Source organism: Delftia sp. WSY_7, from assembly GCF_043104845.1.
In the GTDB taxonomy this organism is placed as follows: Bacteria; Pseudomonadota; Gammaproteobacteria; order Burkholderiales; family Burkholderiaceae_C; genus Comamonas; species Comamonas tsuruhatensis.
Genome location: NZ_JBICLB010000005.1, coordinates 628,318 through 644,666, shown reverse-complemented (window position 1 = coordinate 644,666; position 16,349 = coordinate 628,318). Strand labels below are relative to the sequence as shown.

Annotated in this window: 14 protein-coding genes; 10 read left to right on the top strand and 4 right to left on the bottom strand. The window is 71.4% G+C overall.

Annotated elements, in window-relative coordinates:
- Positions 1-7 precede the first annotated feature (7 nt).
- Both ACF8ME_RS04260 and ACF8ME_RS04255 read left to right on the top strand, forming a co-directional pair.
- Complete coding sequence (locus tag ACF8ME_RS04260) at positions 8-3,172, top strand: multidrug efflux RND transporter permease subunit (protein WP_392415388.1); 3,165 nt, start codon at positions 8-10, stop codon at positions 3,170-3,172.
- Positions 3,173-3,177: 5 nt separating this feature from the next.
- Positions 3,178-4,686, top strand: coding sequence for an efflux transporter outer membrane subunit (locus ACF8ME_RS04255; RefSeq protein ID WP_392415387.1), 1,509 nt, complete (start codon positions 3,178-3,180; stop codon positions 4,684-4,686).
- On the opposite strand, the gene dsbG is transcribed toward ACF8ME_RS04255, so the two are convergent.
- The 3 genes from dsbG to ACF8ME_RS04240 form a co-directional block, all read right to left on the bottom strand.
- On the bottom strand, positions 4,632-5,234 hold the full coding sequence (gene dsbG / locus ACF8ME_RS04250) for a thiol:disulfide interchange protein DsbG (RefSeq protein ID WP_046983794.1): 603 nt from the start codon (positions 5,232-5,234) through the stop codon (positions 4,632-4,634). The two genes, ACF8ME_RS04255 and dsbG, sit on opposite strands and share 55 nt — an antisense overlap.
- Positions 5,235-5,601: 367 nt before the next feature.
- Positions 5,602-6,747 carry a FecR family protein gene (locus tag ACF8ME_RS04245; RefSeq protein WP_392415385.1) on the bottom strand — a complete coding sequence of 382 codons (1,146 nt, stop codon included), beginning with the start codon at positions 6,745-6,747 and terminating at the stop codon, positions 5,602-5,604.
- An 18-nt stretch (positions 6,748-6,765) separates the two neighbouring features.
- The gene (locus ACF8ME_RS04240; protein ID WP_392415383.1) at positions 6,766-8,529 is read right to left on the bottom strand and encodes a methyl-accepting chemotaxis protein; all 1,764 of its coding nucleotides are present in this window, start codon (positions 8,527-8,529) and stop codon (positions 6,766-6,768) included.
- A 245-nt stretch (positions 8,530-8,774) separates the two neighbouring features.
- On the opposite strand from ACF8ME_RS04240, the gene cobG reads away from it, so the two are divergent.
- Genes cobG through cobJ form a run of 4 tightly spaced genes read left to right on the top strand, consistent with a single transcriptional unit; the run spans position 8,775 to position 12,232 of the window.
- Positions 8,775-10,025, top strand: coding sequence for a precorrin-3B synthase (gene cobG / locus ACF8ME_RS04235; RefSeq protein WP_046983796.1), 1,251 nt, complete (start codon positions 8,775-8,777; stop codon positions 10,023-10,025).
- Positions 10,025-10,654, top strand: coding sequence for a precorrin-8X methylmutase (locus tag ACF8ME_RS04230; RefSeq protein WP_013800507.1), 630 nt, complete (start codon positions 10,025-10,027; stop codon positions 10,652-10,654). The genes cobG and ACF8ME_RS04230 overlap by 1 nt, the downstream gene beginning before the upstream one ends.
- Entirely contained in the window at positions 10,644-11,414 is a 771-nt protein-coding gene (gene cobI / locus ACF8ME_RS04225; RefSeq protein ID WP_046983797.1) for a precorrin-2 C(20)-methyltransferase, read from the top strand. The genes ACF8ME_RS04230 and cobI overlap by 11 nt, the downstream gene beginning before the upstream one ends.
- Positions 11,408-12,232 carry a precorrin-3B C(17)-methyltransferase gene (cobJ, locus tag ACF8ME_RS04220; protein ID WP_392415382.1) on the top strand — a complete coding sequence of 275 codons (825 nt, stop codon included), beginning with the start codon at positions 11,408-11,410 and terminating at the stop codon, positions 12,230-12,232. The genes cobI and cobJ overlap by 7 nt, the downstream gene beginning before the upstream one ends.
- Here the strand turns inward: cobJ and ACF8ME_RS04215 are convergent.
- Positions 12,175-12,960 carry a cobalt-precorrin-6A reductase gene (locus ACF8ME_RS04215; protein WP_392415381.1) on the bottom strand — a complete coding sequence of 262 codons (786 nt, stop codon included), beginning with the start codon at positions 12,958-12,960 and terminating at the stop codon, positions 12,175-12,177. The two genes, cobJ and ACF8ME_RS04215, sit on opposite strands and share 58 nt — an antisense overlap.
- Here ACF8ME_RS04215 and cbiE point away from each other — a divergent pair.
- The 4 genes from cbiE to cobF are packed head-to-tail and all read left to right on the top strand — an operon-like array spanning position 12,959 to position 16,288.
- A complete protein-coding gene (cbiE, locus tag ACF8ME_RS04210; RefSeq protein WP_392415380.1) occupies positions 12,959-14,161 on the top strand; it encodes a precorrin-6y C5,15-methyltransferase (decarboxylating) subunit CbiE in 1,203 nt (400 codons plus the stop codon). The two genes, ACF8ME_RS04215 and cbiE, sit on opposite strands and share 2 nt — an antisense overlap.
- Positions 14,158-14,643 carry a cobalamin biosynthesis protein gene (locus ACF8ME_RS04205; RefSeq protein ID WP_026062693.1) on the top strand — a complete coding sequence of 162 codons (486 nt, stop codon included), beginning with the start codon at positions 14,158-14,160 and terminating at the stop codon, positions 14,641-14,643. The genes cbiE and ACF8ME_RS04205 overlap by 4 nt, the downstream gene beginning before the upstream one ends.
- On the top strand, positions 14,640-15,494 hold the full coding sequence (gene cobM, locus ACF8ME_RS04200; protein WP_047327878.1) for a precorrin-4 C(11)-methyltransferase: 855 nt from the start codon (positions 14,640-14,642) through the stop codon (positions 15,492-15,494). Before ACF8ME_RS04205 ends, cobM begins: the two co-directional genes overlap by 4 nt.
- Positions 15,491-16,288 (top strand): precorrin-6A synthase (deacetylating), encoded by a 798-nt coding sequence (gene cobF / locus ACF8ME_RS04195; protein WP_392415378.1) that lies wholly within the window; start codon positions 15,491-15,493, stop codon positions 16,286-16,288. Before cobM ends, cobF begins: the two co-directional genes overlap by 4 nt.
- The last annotated feature ends 61 nt before the right edge of the window (positions 16,289-16,349 follow it).

Here is a 16,349-nt window from a genome sequence, read left to right as displayed (position 1 = left end):
ATAGACCATGTCCAAGTTCTTCATCAACCGCCCCAACTTCGCCTGGGTGGTGGCCATCTTCATCATGCTCGCCGGGCTGCTGGCCATACCGGCGCTGCCCGTCTCCCAGTTTCCCAACGTGGCGCCGCCGCAGATCTCGATCACCGCCAACTACCCGGGCGCCTCCGCCACCACGGTGATGGAGTCGGTGACCAGCGTCATCGAGGAGGAGCTCAACGGCACCAAGGGGCTGCTGTACTTCGACTCCTCCAGCGGCTCCACGGGCCTGGCCGAGATCACGGCCACCTTCGCACCGGGCACCGAGCCCGCGCTGGCCCAGGTGGAGGTGCAAAACCGCATCAAGAAGGCCGAGGCGCGCCTGCCCGCGTCCGTGATGCAGATGGGCCTGCAGGTCGAGCAGGCCAGCGCCAACTTCCTGATGATCTACTCGCTGACCTACAAGGACGGCAGCGGCGGCAGCGGCAACAGCGGCAACAGCGAGGTGGCCCTGTCCGACTACGCCGTGCGCAACATCAACAACGAGATCCGCCGCGTGCCCGGCGTGGGCAAGGTGCAGTTCTTCGCGGCCGATGTGGCCATGCGCGTGTGGGTCGATCCGGGCAAGCTGCTGGGCTACGGCCTGTCGGTGGCGGACGTGAACGCGGCCATCGCCGCCCAGAACGCGCAGGTGCCGGCCGGCAGCTTTGGCGCCTCGCCCGCAGGGCCCGACCAGGAGCTGAGCGCCACCATTGCCGTCAAGGGCACGCTGGCCTCGCCCGAGGAGTTCGGCCAGATCGTGCTGCGTGCCAGGGCCGATGGCTCGGCCGTGCGCCTGGCCGATGTGGCGCGGCTGGAGGTCGGCCAGCTGGACTACAGCTTTTCCTCGCGCGAGGACGGCCGCCAGGGCGTGGCCGCCGCCGTGCAGCTGGCGCCCGGGGCCAACGCCATGCAGACGGCCAAGGCCGTCAAGGCGCGCCTGGCCGAGCTGTCGCAGAACTTCCCTGCCGGCATCCAGTACGCCGTGCCCTATGACACCTCGCGCTTCGTGGAAGTGGCCATCGGCAAGGTCATCCAGACCCTGGTGGAGGCCGTGGCGCTGGTGTTCCTGGTGATGTGGCTGTTCCTGCAGAACCTGCGCTACACGCTGATTCCCACCATCGTCGTGCCCGTGTGCCTGGCCGGCACCCTGGGCGTGATGTATGCGCTGGGCTTTTCGGTGAACATGATGACCATGTTCGGCATGGTGCTGGCCATCGGCATCCTGGTGGACGACGCCATCGTGGTGGTGGAGAACGTGGAGCGCCTCATGGCCGAGGAGGGGCTGTCGCCGCTGGCCGCCACGGTCAAGGCCATGCAGCAGGTCTCGGGCGCCATCGTCGGCATCACCCTGGTGCTGGTGGCGGTGTTCCTGCCGCTGGCCTTCATGAGCGGCTCGGTGGGCGTGATCTACCGGCAGTTCTCGCTGTCGCTGGCCGTGTCCATCCTGTTCTCGGGCCTGCTGGCGCTGACCTTCACGCCGGCGCTGTGCGCCACGCTGCTCAAGCCCGTTGCCAAGGGCCACCACGCCGAGCGCAAGGGCTTCTTCGGCTGGTTCAACCGCCGCTTCGCGGCCCTGACCGAGCGCTTCGACCTGCTCAACCAGCGGCTGGTGCGCCGCGCCGGGCGCTGCATGCTGGTGTATGCCGCCATCGTGGCCGGGCTGGGCGTGGCGTACACGCGCATGCCCGAATCCTTCGTGCCCTACGAGGACATGGGCTACTACATCGTCGGCGTGCAGCTGCCGCCGGGCGCCACCACGGAGCGCACCAAGGCCATGGTCAAGGACATGGAGGACTACATCCAGAGCCGCCCCGCCACGGCCCAGGCCGAGTTCCTGATGGGCTACAGCTTCTCAGGCATGGGGCAGAACGCGGCCCTGGCCTTCGTCACGCTCAAGGACTGGTCGGTGCGCGGCGCCGGGCAGGCGTCGTGGGACGAGGTGCAGGCCTTCAACCAGCGCTTTGCCAGCCTGTCCGACGGCACCGTCATGGCCGTGGACCCGCCGCCCATCGACGGCCTGGGCAACTCCGGCGGCTTTGCGCTGCGCCTGCAGGACCGCGCCAATCTGGGCCGCGAGGCGCTGATCGCCGCGCGCGACCAGCTGCTGGCCAAGGCCAATGCCTCGCCCATCATTGCCTACGCCATGATGGAAAACCTGGAGGATGCGCCGCAGCTGCGGCTGGACATCGACCGGCGCAAGGCGCAGGCCCAGGGCGTGGATTTCAGCGCCATCAACACCGCCCTGTCCACGGCCTACGGCTCGGCCGTGATCAACGAGTTTCCCAACGCGGGCCGCCTGCAGCGCGTGGTGGTGCAGGCCGATGCGCAGGCCCGCGCGCGGCCCGAGGACATCCTGCGCCTGCACGTGCCCAACGCCGGCGGGCAGCAGGTGCCGCTGTCGGCCTTTGCCTCGGTGCGCTGGGAAAGCGGGCCGGTGCAGATCTCGCGCTACAACGGCTATCCGGCCTTCCGCATCTCGGGCGATGCCAAGCCGGGCCACACCACGGGCGAGGCCATGGCCGAGCTGGAACGCATCATGGCCGAGATGCCGCGCGGCATAGGCTACGAGTGGACGGCCCTGTCCTTCCAGGAGAAAGCCGCCGGTGCCCAGGCGCCCAAGCTGTTCGCGCTGGCCATCGTGGTGGTGTTCCTGCTGCTCGTGGCCCTGTACGAGAGCTGGAGCATTCCCGCCGCCGTGATGCTGATCGTGCCCATAGGCGCGCTGGGATCGGTGCTGGCCACCTCGGCCGTGGGCCTGTCCAACGACGTGTACTTCAAGGTGGGCCTGATCACCATCATCGGCCTGGCGGCCAAGAACGCCATCCTGATCGTGGAGTTCGCCAGGGACCTGCATGCGCAGGGGCACAGCCTGGCGCAGGCCGCGCTGCAGGCGGCGCGGCTGCGCTTTCGGCCCATCGTCATGACCTCGCTGGCCTTCATCCTGGGCGTGGTGCCGCTGGCGCTGGCCTCGGGCGCGGGCGCCTCCAGCCAGGCCGCCATCGGCTTCGGCGTGATCGGCGGCATGCTGTCGGCCACGCTGCTGGGGGTGGTCTTCGTTCCCGTCTTCTTCGTCTGGGTGCTGTCCCTGTTCCGGCGCAAGGCGCCGGCCGGCACCCCGCCTGCCCTGCAGGCCCCGGCAACCCCCATCGAGTAAGCGCCATGTCCATGCACTTCTTCCCACGCGCCCTGTGTGCGCTGGCCGCCAGCCTGGTGCTGGCGGGCTGCTCCCTCGCCCCGGTCCACCAGCGTCCGCAGGCGCCCATTCCCACGCAATGGCCGCAGCAGGATGCCGCGCCCGTGCTGTCCTCGTCGGCGGCCACGCTGGACTGGAACAGCTTCATCGCCGACCGCCAGCTGCGCCAGCTGGTGGACCTGGCCCAGGCCCACAACCGCGACCTGCGCCAGACCCTGCTCAACGTGGAGGCGGCACGCGCCCTGTACCAGGTGCAGCGCGCCGACCGCCTGCCGGGCGTGGGCCTGCAGGGCGGCGGCACGCGCCAGCGCCTGCCGGGCGACATGAATGCCACGGGCCAGCCGCAGGTGCAGGGCAGCTGGCAGGCTGGCCTGGGGCTGGCCGCCTTCGAGCTGGACCTGTTCGGCCGCGTGCGCAACCTGTCCGAAGCCGCCCTGGGCGAGTACCTGGCCACCGAAGAGGCCGCGCGCGCGGCCCGCATCAGCCTGGGTGCCGAGGTGGTGCAGGCCTACCTGTCCCGCGACGGGGCCCTGCGCCGGCTGCAACTGGCGCAGCGCACGCTGCAAAGCCGTGAATCCTCGCTGCGCCTGACCGTGCAGCGGCGCCAGGCGGGCACGGCCACCGCCCTGGACCACCAGGACGCCCTGGGCCTGGCCGCCCAGGCCCGCGCCGACGTGGAGCGCAGCGAACGCGAGCTGCGCCAGGCCGGCAACGCCCTGCTGCTGCTGACGGGTGTGGAGGATCTGGGGCCGTGCCTGTCCGCACAGTCCGCACGGTCCGCAGGGTCCGCACAGTCCGCAAAGTCGCCCGACGTACCCATGCTGCTGCAGGATTTGTCGGCCGGCACGCCTTCCGAACTGCTCATCCACCGGCCCGACATCCAGGCGGCCGAGCACCGGCTGCGCGCGCGCAGCGCGGACATTGGTGCGGCGCGCGCGGCCTTCTTCCCGCGCATCTCGCTCACCGGCTTCCTGGGATCGTCCAGCGCCGATCTGTCCGACCTGTTCCGCCCGGGCCAGCGCGCCTGGTCGTTCACTCCCCAGGTCACGCTGCCCCTCTTCGACGGGGGGCGCAACCGCGCCAACCTCGACCTGGCCGTGCTGCGCAAGGACATGGCCGTGGCCGCCTACGAGCAGGCCATCCAGACCGCCTTCCGCGAAGTGGCCGACGCCCTGGCCGCCACCGACACGCTGCGCCGCGAGGAAGCCGCGCGCCTGGCGCTGCGCGACAGCAGCCGCGAAAGCCTGCGGCTGGCGCAGGCCCGTTACCAGGCGGGGGTGGACGACCATCTGCGCTACCTGGACGCACAGCGCAACGCCTTCGCCAATGAAAGCGCCTACATCGATACCGTGACCCAGCGGCAGTTGGCGCTGGCCCAGCTGTTCCGCGTGCTGGGCGGCAGCTGGACTGCGCCGCCGCCTCACAGCGCCCCGAACACCTCCGGCAAGGCCGCATCGCGCGGCATGCCGCCATAGCTCTTGGTGCCGCCCTGGCTGTCGATCACCACGATGCCCGGCGTGCCACGGAAGCCCAGGGACATCATCAGCTTGCGGTGGGCCTCCAGCGTCTTGCGCACGTCTGGGCTGACGCTGAAGGCGGGCGCTATGCCGCCCTGGGCGGACTTCTTCTCGTGCTCCATCAGTGCGGCCGCGCGGTCCGGGGCCTGCAGGATGGCGGCGGCCTTGGCCGGGCTGTCGTCCCGGATCACGCCCACCAGGATGTGGCGCAGCTGCACCTTGCCCGCATCCACCCAGGGACGCGCGGCCTCCCAGAACTTGTGGCAGTACTTGCAGTTGGGGTCGGTGAAGGTATAGATCACGCGCGGCGCATCGGCCTTGCCGTCGGGCACCCAGGTGGAGGTCTCCAGCTGCGCCTGCACGGTGTCGCCCGCCGGCTTGGCGGCCTGGGCCTTGGCCTGGGGGGCCTGGGCCGTGGCAGGGCCTTCTGCGGCGCTTGCCCGTCCTGCCGCCAGAAAGAGGCTGGCAGCCATGCCTGCAAAAAGGACGGTGCGTTGAAGATGCATGGGAACTCCTTGGAACGGTTGGATGAATGAGGGTGCGGCGCTGCGCGGCAAGCGTGCAACGCCTGGTGCTGTGGCAACAGCGGCGGACGGTGTGAGTCGGAGTGCATGTGCCGCGTTCCATCGGTCCAGGAAATCGCTTGCGGCAATCTCGCACACGACGGCCGACCGACCACGCGCCGCTGTCGCTGCGTTGCAGCCCATGGGCTTCGCACGCCGCCGATTGTCATTGACACCCTTGCAGATGCTGCGCATCGGCGCTGGGCAGTCGTCATTGCAGACAGCCAGGGCGAGCGGGGCAGGGTGGAGGAGGGCTTGCGCCCGGCGCGGCAGGCAGTCTTGAAAGCGGGGGGCGGTCCCGCCTACGTGCTCAGGGCGCAGTGGCAATCTCGGTCTGGCCATCGGGCCCGGCCACCAGAGTGACGGGCAGGATCTGGGCCAGCATGCGTGCGAACTCGGCGGGGCGGCTGGCCTGGTAGGTGCCGCCAATGCGCAGAGCCGCCACGGCCGGGTCGTGCACCACCAGGCCGGTAGGCCCGTAGCGCTCCAGTTCCACCAGGGCGTCGGCCAGGGGCGTGTTCTCGAAGCGGATCAGTCCCTTGCGCCACAGCGCAATGCTGCCGGGCGCCACAGCCGACACCGGACCGAGCACGCCTGCAGGCGACACGCTCAGGGCCTGGCCAGCGACCAGGTCGGCAGGCGTTGCCGCGCCTTGCGCACCGGCCACGCGCACATGGCCCTCCTGCACGGCCACCTTGGCGCTGCCCGCCTCCATGCCCGTGGCGCGATAGCGCACGGAAAACCGCGTGCCGCCCACGGTGACGCGCGCCGGGCCGGCCAGCACATGAAAGGGCCTGGCGCTGTCGGGTGCCACGGCGAACAGGATCTGCCCTTGCGTGATGCGCACCTCGCGCCGGTCACGGTACAGAGTTACCTGCGCCTGGGTATCGGCATCCAGGGACAGTGCGGTGCCATCCGGCAAGGTGATGGTCCTGGCCTGGCCGCGTGGGGTCAGGTGGCTGCTGGTGAAGGTGGGCTGCTGCTGCCACTGGTGCCAGCCCACGCCCACGCCCACGGCCAGGGCCAGGGCCAGGGCCAGGGCCACCGTGCAGCACAGGGCCGCCAGGGCAGGTCGCGGCAGCAGGCGGGACCAGCTCCAGCCTTGGCGCTCTTCGGAGGACGGGCGCTGCGTGGCCGGTTCCGGGCGTGCGTGAGGCGCCGACTGCGAGCGCCGGCGTGCCTGCTCCGCGCGCAGGCGCGCCACCTGTTCGGGGGGAATGGACCGCGCGGCCGCCAGGCTCTGGCCCAGGTGGCGCAAGGCGGCCTCGTGCGCCGTGCTGGCCGCCAGCCATTCGGTGAATTCGGCTTCTTCCTCGGCAGTCAGGCCTTGCTCCATGCGCGTGTGCCAGTCGGCCGCAGCGAGGTCGATGGGGTTTTGCCCGCGGAAGAACTCTTCCAGTTCGCGCACCTGCGCAGCCTTGTCCAGGGGCGCGGTGCAGGAGCGGTGGCGGCGCATGCGTGCGGCTTGCCGGTTTCAGAAGCTGGTCCAGTCCTGCGATTCGGCGGACGGCTTGGCCGCAGCCAGGCGTGCAGGGCTTGCAGGGCGCGCGCCAGCTGCGGGTCGTGCCGGTGCCGGCCTGGCCGGCGCCAGCGCAGATGCCGTGGCCGTGCGCGTGGGCACGGACGCCGGCAGCGGCGCCTGCAAACGCGGCTGTTGCGCCGCGCCACCCTGGTCGCCCAGGCGGAAGATGGCCACGGCCTGCACCAGGCGCTGGGCCTGGGACTTGAGGCTGGAGGCCGCCGCCGCGCTTTCTTCCACCAGCGAGGCGTTTTGCTGCGTGACCTGGTCCATCTGGCTCATGGCCTGTCCGACCTGGGCCACGCCGGCGCTTTGCTCGTCGCTGGCGTTGCTGATCTCGCCCATGAGGTCGGTCACGCGCTGTATGGATTGCAGCACCTCGGCCATGGTGGCGCCGGCCTGGTCGGCCAGCTCCGCGCCCTGGCTGACGCGGGTGGCGCTGTCAGTGATGAGCTGCTTGATCTCGCGGGCGGCCTGCGCGCTGCGCTGGGCCAGGGTGCGCACTTCGGCGGCCACCACGGCAAAGCCCTTGCCCTGTTCGCCGGCGCGTGCGGCCTCGACGGCGGCATTGAGGGCGAGGATGTTGGTCTGGAAGGCGATGGAGTCGATCACGCCCACGATGTCGCCGATCTGGCGCGAGCTGGCATGGATGTCCTGCATGGCGCCGACGACTTCCTGCACCACGGTGCCGCCCTTGACCGCCACCTGGCTGGCGCCGAGCGCGAGCTGGTTGACCTGGCGCGCGTTGTCCGCGTTCTGCTGCACGGTGGAGGACAGCTCATCCATGGAGGCCGCCGTCTGCTGCAGCGCGCTGGCCTGCTGCTCGGTGCGGCGGCTCAGGTCAGCATTGCCCTTGGCGATCTGCTCGCTGGCCACTGCCACGCTGTCGGCGTTGTTGCGCACGTCGCTGACCACGCAGGCCAGGCTCTGGTGCATGGCGTTGAGCGAGGCCTGCACGCTGCCGGCGGGCGCTTCGCTGCGCAGCAGTCCGGGGTCGAGGTTGCCGTCGGCTATCTGGCGGGCGACTTCACCGAGCTGGGCAGGCTCGGCGCCCAGCGCGCGTGTCAGGCCGCGTGCGATCAGCCGGCCCATGAGCAGGGCCAGCACGAAGGCGACCGCGCTCATGCCGATCTGCATGTTGCGTTGCTGCACATAGGACTGCGTGGCCTGCTCCACCATGTCCTGGGCGTGCTGGCGCGTGAGCCGGCTGTACTCGTCGGTGGCCGCGATCAGCTGGGCCAGCAGCGGCCGGCACTCGCTGTTCATCTTGGCAATGGCCTCGTCCCGTTGCTGGCGCAGCGCCAGCGCGACGATGTCCAGCGCCACCGGGCCGTAGCGCTGCTCTATCTGGTCGATGCGGGCGACCAGGGCGCGTGCCTCCTCACCCACCCCGGGCGCGGCCACCAGGGCCTTGAGCTGGTCCAGCCGGGTCTTGACCTCGGCATGGGCGGCGTACACGGCCGCTTTTTCCAGCTCCAGGTCGGCTGGCGTGTTCACCAGCACCAGGTTGCGCGCCGCGATGGCACGGCTGTCCACGGCTGCGCGCACCTGTTCGGCCAGTTGGGCACGGGCGTTCACGCCATCGACGAACCGGGTCAGGTTGCGGTTGGCATCGTCCAGCGCCTGCAGAGCGGATACGGAAACCAGCGCGACCAGCAGAGCCAGGGCGGTGAAGGCGGCGTAGAGCTTGGTCTTGACGGTCCAGGTGCGGAGATTCATGGCGCTTTCCAAGTAGATGGTGCAAGTATCAGTTTTTATCAAAGAATAAGTGATTAATTTGATAAAAGCCCTTTGAAAATTGTTAAATTTCCATGAGAAGTGACAAATTCAGACGAGGCATCGGTTTAGCGTCACCGCTGCGCTTCCCGTGCAGGCTGGATCAACAAAGCCCGCATTTCTTGAACGCCTGCGGGTGCTGCCCCTGCGGGACAGGCTGCGTCGGCGCTACAGTCGGTCCCCATCCCATGCATACCCCTCCCCACATCCAAGGCTGGTGCCCCGGCGCCTGGCAGCCCATGGCCTCCGGCGACGGGCTGGTGGTGCGCGTGCGCCCGCCGCTGGGCCGCCTGACGGTGGCCCAGGCGCGGCGGCTGGCGCGCCTGGCCTGGGTGCATGGCAACGGCGCGCTGGAGCTGTCCAGCCGCGCCAATGTGCAGTTGCGCGGCATTGCGCCCGGGCGGCACGCCGCCGTGCTGCGCGCCCTGGCCGCCGCAGGCCTGCTCGATGCCGACGCGGGCCGCGAACGCCGCCGCAACCTGGTGATCGACCCGCTGTGCCGGCCGCAGGAGGCCGTCCATGCGCTGGGCCAGGCCCTGCAGCAGGCACTGGATGCGGCCGAGGATCTGGCCGGCCTGCCGGCCAAGTTCGGCTGGTCGGTGGAGGGCGCGCCGGGCCGGCTGGCCGGCGTGTCCGCCGATATCCGCCTGCAGCGCACAGCCACCGGATGGCTGGTGCAGCCCGATGGACGCAACCACGCGCTGGCCGTGGCCGACGCGGACCAGGCCGTGGCCGCAGGCCTGGCGCTGGCGCGCTGGTTTGCCGACCAGGCCTCCCTTCGCCGCGCCCAGGGCTTGCGGCCCGGACGCATGGCCGCGGTGGCGGCGCAACTGCAGCCGCCCCCCGGACTGGACTGGGTGGAGACAGAAACCCCGGCCCACGGCGAAGGACCGGCGCCCGGTGCCGTGCCCGGCGTGGGCTGGCTGCTGGGCGCGCCGCTGGGCCGCTTGCCGGCCGTGGCGCTGGCGCGGCTGGTGCGCGCCTTGCCTGAGCAGGCCTTTTTGCGTGTGACACCCTGGCGCATGCTGCTGGTGGAAGACGAAAACGCGGAAGCTGGTGCCGCCCTGCCTTGCTGGTGGACGGCTGCAGGGCTGGACAACGCCGCTGACTGGATCACCCACGTCCATGACCCGCGCCTGCGCGTATCCGCCTGTACCGGCGCGCCGGGCTGCACCCAGGCCCTGGGTCCCACGCAGGCCCTGGCGCTGGAGCTGGCGCCGCAGGTGCCCCACGGCGCGCACCTGCATGTGACCGGATGCGCCAAGGGCTGCGCGCGGCAGGCGCCGGCCACGGTGGTGCTGCGGGCAGAAGGTGAAGACGAGGGCGAAGGCCCTGTCTATTCCGTAGTGCGCCATGGCCGTGCCGGGGATAGGGCGCAGGAGCAGCGGACCCTGGCCTCGGTGCGAGACAATCCGGGATTGCTGTTTTCAAAAGAATAATGCTGCACCGCTACGAAACCGATGGCGCCGAGATCTACCGGCAGTCCTTTGCCACCATCCGCCGCGAGGCGGCGCTGGAACGCTTCACGCCTGTCGAGGAACGCGTGGTGGTGCGCATGATCCACGCCGCTGGCTTGGTGGAGCTGGCCCCGCACGTGGCCTTCTCGCCGGGCATGGCCGAGGCCGCCGCGCAGGCCCTGCAAAACGGCGCGCCCGTGCTGTGCGACGTGCGCATGGTCAGCGAGGGCATCACGCGCTCGCGCCTGCCCGCCGCCAACCCCATCATCTGCACGCTGCAGGACGAGCGCGTGCCTGCGCTGGCCCGTGACATGGGCAATACGCGCAGCGCCGCTGCGCTGGAGCTGTGGCGCCCGCACCTGGCCGGCGCCGTGGTGGCCATCGGCAATGCGCCCACGGCCCTGTTCCACCTGCTCAACATGCTGCAGGACCCGGCCTGCCCCCGGCCGGCCGCCATCATCGGCTGCCCCGTGGGCTTTGTGGGCGCCATGGAATCCAAGCAGGCGCTGATGCAGGACCTGCCCGTGCCCTGCATGGCCGTGCACGGCCGCCTGGGCGGCTCGGCCATCACCGTGGCCGCCATCAACGCACTGGCCAGCCATGTCGAGTAGGCAGCCGCGTCCCAGCCAGGGCGGGCCCGGCATTGTCTGCGTGGGCCTGGGCCCGGGCGACCCCGAACTCATGAGCGTCAAGGCCGACCGCCTGGTGCGCGGCGCCCGCCAGGTGGCGTTCTTCCGCAAGAAGGGCAGGCCCGGCAAGGCCCGCCAGCTGGTGGACGGCCTGCTGGCCCAAGGCGCTGCCGAGCACGCCATGGAATACCCGGTGACCACCGAGCTGCCCGTGGACAGCCCCGCCTATGTGGACCTGCTGGCGCGCTTCTACGACGACTGGTGCCTGCGCCTGGAAGCGCTGGCGCAGACCGAGCAGGTGGTGGTGCTGTGCGAGGGCGACCCCTTCCTCTACGGCTCCTTCATGCATCTCTACACCCGACTGCGCGAACGCGGCCAGGTGCCGCTGGACGTGGTGCCCGGCATCCCCGGCATGGTGGGCTGCTGGCACGCCACGGGCGAGCCCATCACCTGGGGCGACGATGTGCTCAGCGTGATGACCGGCACCCTGTCCGAAGACGAGCTGGTGCGCCGCATGCAGTCCGCCGAGGCCCTGGTGGTCATGAAGGTCGGCCGCAACCTGCCGCGCATCCGCCGCGCCCTGCAGCGCACGGGCCGGCTGGAGGCCGCCTGGCTGGTGCAGAACGGCACCACGGACAGCGAGCAGGTCGCGCGCCTGGGCGATGTGTCCGACGACGCCTGCCCCTATTTCGCCATCGTGCTCGTGCACGGCCAGGGCCGCCGCCCGGAGGCCGCATGGTGAGCGCCGGCCGCCTGACGGTGGTGGGGCTGGGCCCGGGCGCACTGGACCAGATCACGCCCGAAGCCGCAGCCGCCTTGCACGCGGCCGACGATGTGGTCGGCTACCTGCCCTATGTGTCCCGCGCGCAGGCCCTGCTGGCGCAGGCGGGTCAGGGCCAGGCCGTGGCTTGGCATGCCTCGGACAACCGCGTGGAGCTGGAGCGCGCGCGCCAGGCGCTGGCGCTGGCCGCGCAGGGGCGGCAGGTGGTCGTGGTGTCCTCGGGCGACCCGGGCGTGTTCGCCATGGCGTCGGCCGTGTTCGAGGCCATTGAATGCGCCGATGCGGTGCAGGCCGCCGCCTGGCAGGCGCTCGATATCCAGGTGCTGCCCGGCATCACCGCCATGCTGGCGGCCGCCGCGCGCGCTGGTGCGCCGCTGGGCCATGACTTTTGCTGCATCAATCTCTCGGACAACCTCAAGCCCTGGCCCGTGATCGCGCGGCGCGTGGAACTGGCGGCCGAGGCCGACTTCGCCATGGCCTTCTACAACCCGCGCTCCAAGAGCCGGCCCGAAGGCTTTGTGCGCCTGCTGCAGCTGCTGCGCACCCATTGCGAGCCGCAGCGCCTGCTGGTGTTCGCGCGCGCCGTGTCCACGCCCGAGGAACACTTGCACGTATGCACGCTGGCCGAGGCCACGCCCGAGATGGCTGACATGCGCACCGTGGTCCTGGTGGGCAACAGCGCCACGCGCCGCGTGGGCCGCTGGGTCTACACGCCACGCCACTACGGCATGGATGGCGGCGCGGGCGGTGCGGGCTGCGCCGTCGGCAGCACGCCATGAGCAATCCAGTGCAGCACCGCAGCCACCGACCCGGTGCGCTGGCGCTGCGGCAGCGCCGGGCGCTGCACCATCACCACGGGCAGGCCCAGGGCACGTGCGGCATCGAGCTTGCCGCGCGTGGCCTCGCCGCCCGCGTTCTTGGCCACCAGCCATTCGATGCCGTGCGTGCGCAGCAAGGCTTCATCGTCGTCCGCGCTGAAAGGCCCGCGCCCCAGAACCACCGTGGTGTGGGGCAGGGGCAGGCTGCCGGGCTCGGGCGCATCGACCAGGCGCAGCAGATAGTGGTGCTGCGGCTGGCCCGCAAAGGCCGCAAGCTGCTTGCGGCCCACGGCCAGAAACACCCGGGCGGCTGCCTGGGGCAGGGCGGCAGCGGCGGCTTGCATGTCGGGCACGTCGATCCAGGCATCGCCGGCACTGGCCTGCCAGGGCTCGCGCTCCAGCGCCAGCAGCGGCGTGCCGGTGGCCTCGCAGGCCTCGCAGGCATTGCGGCTCATCTGCGCGGCAAACGGATGAGTGGCATCGACCACATGGCTGATGGCCTGCCCGCGCAGGAATTGCGCCAGGCCCTGCGCGCCGCCAAAGCCTCCCACGCGCGTGGGCAGGGGCTGGGCCACGGGCGACTGCGTGACGCCCGCATACGAGAACACGGCGGCAATGCCGGCGCGGTGCAGGGCCTGGGCCAGCTGGCTGGCGCCGCTGGTGCCGCCCAGCAGGAGAACATGGGGCATGACTGATCCCTGGTTGACATTGGTGGGCCTGAACGAAGACGGCCTGGACGGTCTCCCGGCCGCCGCGCTGCGCGCGCTGGACGCTGCCGAGACCGTTTTTGGCGGGCCGCGCCATCTGGCGCTGGCCCAGGCCGGCGAGCGGGGCCGCCCCTGGCCCGTGCCCTTTGACGTGGCGCCCGTGCTGGCCTGCCGTGGCCGGCCCACGGTGGTGCTGGCGTCGGGCGATCCGTTCTGGTTCGGGGCGGGCGGCAGCCTGGCGGCGCATCTGGCGCCGCAGGAGTGGCGCTGCCACGCCCAACCTTCGACATTTTCGCTGCTGGCGTCCCGCCTGGGCTGGAAGCTGGAAGACACGGTCTGCCTGGGCCTGCATGCCGGCCATGTCCAGCAGTTGCTGCCGCACCTGTCGCCAGGCCGCCAGTCGCTGGTGCTGCTGCGCGATGGCGCCGCCGTGGCCGCACTGGCCGACTGGCTGGTGCAGGAAGGCTGGGGCGACAGCCGCCTGGAGGTCATGGAATCCGTGGGCGGCCCGCGCGAGCGCCGCCGCGCATGGCGCGCCGCCGAAGCCGCCCAGGCCCTGGCCGCCGACCCTGCCTGCGCGCCCGTGGCCGTGGCCGTGCTCGCCCAGGGCGGCGCGGCCCTGCCGCTGGTGCCGGGCCGGCCCAATCACTGGTACGCCAACGACGGCCAGATCACCAAGGCCCCGGCCCGCGCGCTGACCCTGGCGGCTCTTGCGCCGCGCCACGGCGAATGCCTGTGGGATGTGGGCGGCGGCTCGGGCTCGGTGGCCGTGGAGTGGTGCCTGGCCGGTGGCTCGGCCATCAGCCTGGAGCAGCATGCGGCGCGTGCGGACAACATCCGCCTCAACGCCCGGCGCTTCGGACTGCAGGCGCGCCTGCGCGTGGTGCAGGGCGTGGCGCCCGAGGCGCTGGCCGAACTGCAGGCGCTGGCCCGGCCCCAGGCCGTGTTCGTGGGCGGGGGCTTTGACGCCGAATTGTTCGAGCGCCTGCAGGCCCTCATGCCCGCAGGCTGCCGCCTGGTGGTCAATGCCGTGACGCTGGAGACCGAGGCCCTGCTGGTGCAACTGCAGGCCGAGCACGGCGGCCAGCTGCTGCGGCTGGAGATCTCCAGCGCCGAGCCGCTGGGCCGCATGCGCAGCTGGAAGGCTGCGCGGCCGCTGGTGCAGTGGAGCTGGCAGCGGTGAACCCGGACCAAGCCATCCCCCACCGCTGCGGCGTGCTGGGCCTGGGCCTGCACACCGACGCACTGCCCGATGCGCTGCAGGCGCTGTGGCAGCGGGCCCAGGCGCACCTGCTGCAGCAAGCCTGCGCGCCGCAGCCCGTCTGCGCCGTGGCCGTGCTGGACACCAAGGCCGGCCATCCGGCGCTGGAGGCCTGGATGTCGGCGGTCGTGCCCTCGGCCGTCCTGGTCCGTGTGCCGTCCGCGCAATTGCCGGGCCAGCCGGTGGTCACCCAATCGCCGCGCATGCTGGCGCGCTACGGCACCGGCAGCGTGGCCGAGGCGGCGGCACTGGCCGCAGCAGGCCCGCACTCCGCCCTGAGCGTGACCCGCCTGGTGGCGGACGATGGCAGCGCCACCCTGGCCCTGGCCGTGGGCCAGGGCGGACCTCTGAACTGTTGCCTGGCCCACGCCAGCCAGGCCAAGAACCAAGGAGCAACGGCATGACCGTGCATTTCATCGGCGCCGGCCCCGGCGCCGCCGACCTGATCACCGTGCGCGGGCGCGACCTCATGGCGGCCTGCCCGGTCTGCCTGTACGCAGGCTCGCTGATACCGCGCGAGCTGCTGGCGCACTGCCCGCCGGGCGCGCGCATCGTCAACACCGCCTCCATGAGCCTGGACGACATCGTGGCCGAGATCCAGGCCGCCGAGGCGCGTGGCGAAGACGTGGCGCGCCTGCACTCGGGCGACCTGTCCGTGTGGTCGGCCATGGGCGAGCAGCTGCGCCGCCTGCGCGAGGCCGGCATTGCCTACACCGTCACGCCCGGCGTGCCCTCGTTCGCGGCCGCCGCCGCCACGCTGGGCGCGGAGCTGACCCTGCCCGGCCTGTGCCAGTCCGTGGTGCTGACGCGCACCTCGGGCCGCGCCACGGCCATGCCCGAGGGCGAGAACCTGGCCGCCTTCGCGGCCACGGGCGCCGTGCTGGCCATCCATCTGTCCATCCATGTGGCCGCCAAGGTGCAGTCCGAGCTGCTGCCGCACTACGGCGCCGACTGCCCCGTGGCCATCGTCTGGCGTGCCAGCTGGCCTGACGAAACCGTGGTGCGCACCACGGTGGGCAGCCTGACCGAGGCCGTGGCCACCCATATGGAGCGCACGGCACTGATCCTGGTGGGCCGCAGCCTGCAGGCCGAGGACTTCGGCGAAAGCCGCCTCTACGCGGCCGACTACGACCGCCGCTACCGCCCGCTGGGCACCGAGCCGCGCTTTCCCGCCACCGATGTGCATGCGAATGCCGCGCTGGATACCGCGAGGGATACCGTGATCGACGTGCCCCTCGGGAACCCCGCCCCATGAGCGCGGCCCTGCCGCCCGTGGCGCTGAGCCTGATCGGCATAGGCACGGGCAACCCCGACCACCTCACGCGCGAGGCCCAGGCCGCCATGCAGGCCGCCGACCTGATCCTGCTGCCGCACAAGGGCGAGGACAAGGCCGAACTCGCCGCCTTGCGCCGCGACCTGTGCGATGCCGTGCTCACTGCACCCGGCCCGCGCATCGAAGGCTTCGACATGCCCGTGCGCCGCAGCGTGGGCGACGACTACCTGGCCCAGGTCGATGAATGGCATGCGGCCATCACGCGCTGCTGGCAGGCGGCCATCACCCGGTCCCTGGACGAGGGGCTGCAGCCGCGCAGCCCCGGCCAGCCCTTGCAGGTCGCCCTGCTGGTCTGGGGGGATCCGGCGCTGTACGACAGCACCCTGCGCATTGCCGCGCGCATGCAGCCGGCGCCGCACAGCGTGCGCGTGGTGGCGGGCATCAGCTCCATGCAGGTGCTGTGCGCCGCGCATGCGATTGCGCTCAACGGCATAGGCCAGCCCTTCGTGGTGACCACGGGCCGCCAGCTGCGCGAGCAGGGCTGGCCGCCCGGCGTGGACACGGCCGTGGTCATGCTGGACGGGCAGTGCAGCTTCACCGAGCTGCCCTCCCACGGCCTGCACATCTGGTGGGGCGCCTACCTGGGCATGGACCGCCAGATGCTGGACAGCGGCCCGCTGGCCGAGGCCGCCCCGCGCATTGCGCACGCCCGCGCCGCAGCGCGCGAGCGGCATGGCTGGATCATGGATATCTACCTGCTGCGGCGCGGGGGCTGAGGCCGAGGCTGCTGCCGACGCCGGCCCCCACGCTGTACACCCCCTTCATCAAGGAATCCCG

Coding starts and splice junctions, on each gene's coding strand:
- ACF8ME_RS04260 (WP_392415388.1), top strand. CDS start 8: ATGTCCAAGTTCTTCATCAACCGCCCCAACTTCGCCTGGGTGGTGGCC.
- ACF8ME_RS04255 (WP_392415387.1), top strand. CDS start 3,178: ATGTCCATGCACTTCTTCCCACGCGCCCTGTGTGCGCTGGCCGCCAGC.
- dsbG (WP_046983794.1), bottom strand. CDS start 5,234: ATGCATCTTCAACGCACCGTCCTTTTTGCAGGCATGGCTGCCAGCCTC.
- ACF8ME_RS04245 (WP_392415385.1), bottom strand. CDS start 6,747: ATGCGCCGCCACCGCTCCTGCACCGCGCCCCTGGACAAGGCTGCGCAG.
- ACF8ME_RS04240 (WP_392415383.1), bottom strand. CDS start 8,529: ATGAATCTCCGCACCTGGACCGTCAAGACCAAGCTCTACGCCGCCTTC.
- cobG (WP_046983796.1), top strand. CDS start 8,775: ATGCATACCCCTCCCCACATCCAAGGCTGGTGCCCCGGCGCCTGGCAG.
- ACF8ME_RS04230 (WP_013800507.1), top strand. CDS start 10,025: ATGCTGCACCGCTACGAAACCGATGGCGCCGAGATCTACCGGCAGTCC.
- cobI (WP_046983797.1), top strand. CDS start 10,644: ATGTCGAGTAGGCAGCCGCGTCCCAGCCAGGGCGGGCCCGGCATTGTC.
- cobJ (WP_392415382.1), top strand. CDS start 11,408: ATGGTGAGCGCCGGCCGCCTGACGGTGGTGGGGCTGGGCCCGGGCGCA.
- cbiE (WP_392415380.1), top strand. CDS start 12,959: ATGACTGATCCCTGGTTGACATTGGTGGGCCTGAACGAAGACGGCCTG.
- ACF8ME_RS04215 (WP_392415381.1), bottom strand. CDS start 12,960: ATGCCCCATGTTCTCCTGCTGGGCGGCACCAGCGGCGCCAGCCAGCTG.
- cobM (WP_047327878.1), top strand. CDS start 14,640: ATGACCGTGCATTTCATCGGCGCCGGCCCCGGCGCCGCCGACCTGATC.
- cobF (WP_392415378.1), top strand. CDS start 15,491: ATGAGCGCGGCCCTGCCGCCCGTGGCGCTGAGCCTGATCGGCATAGGC.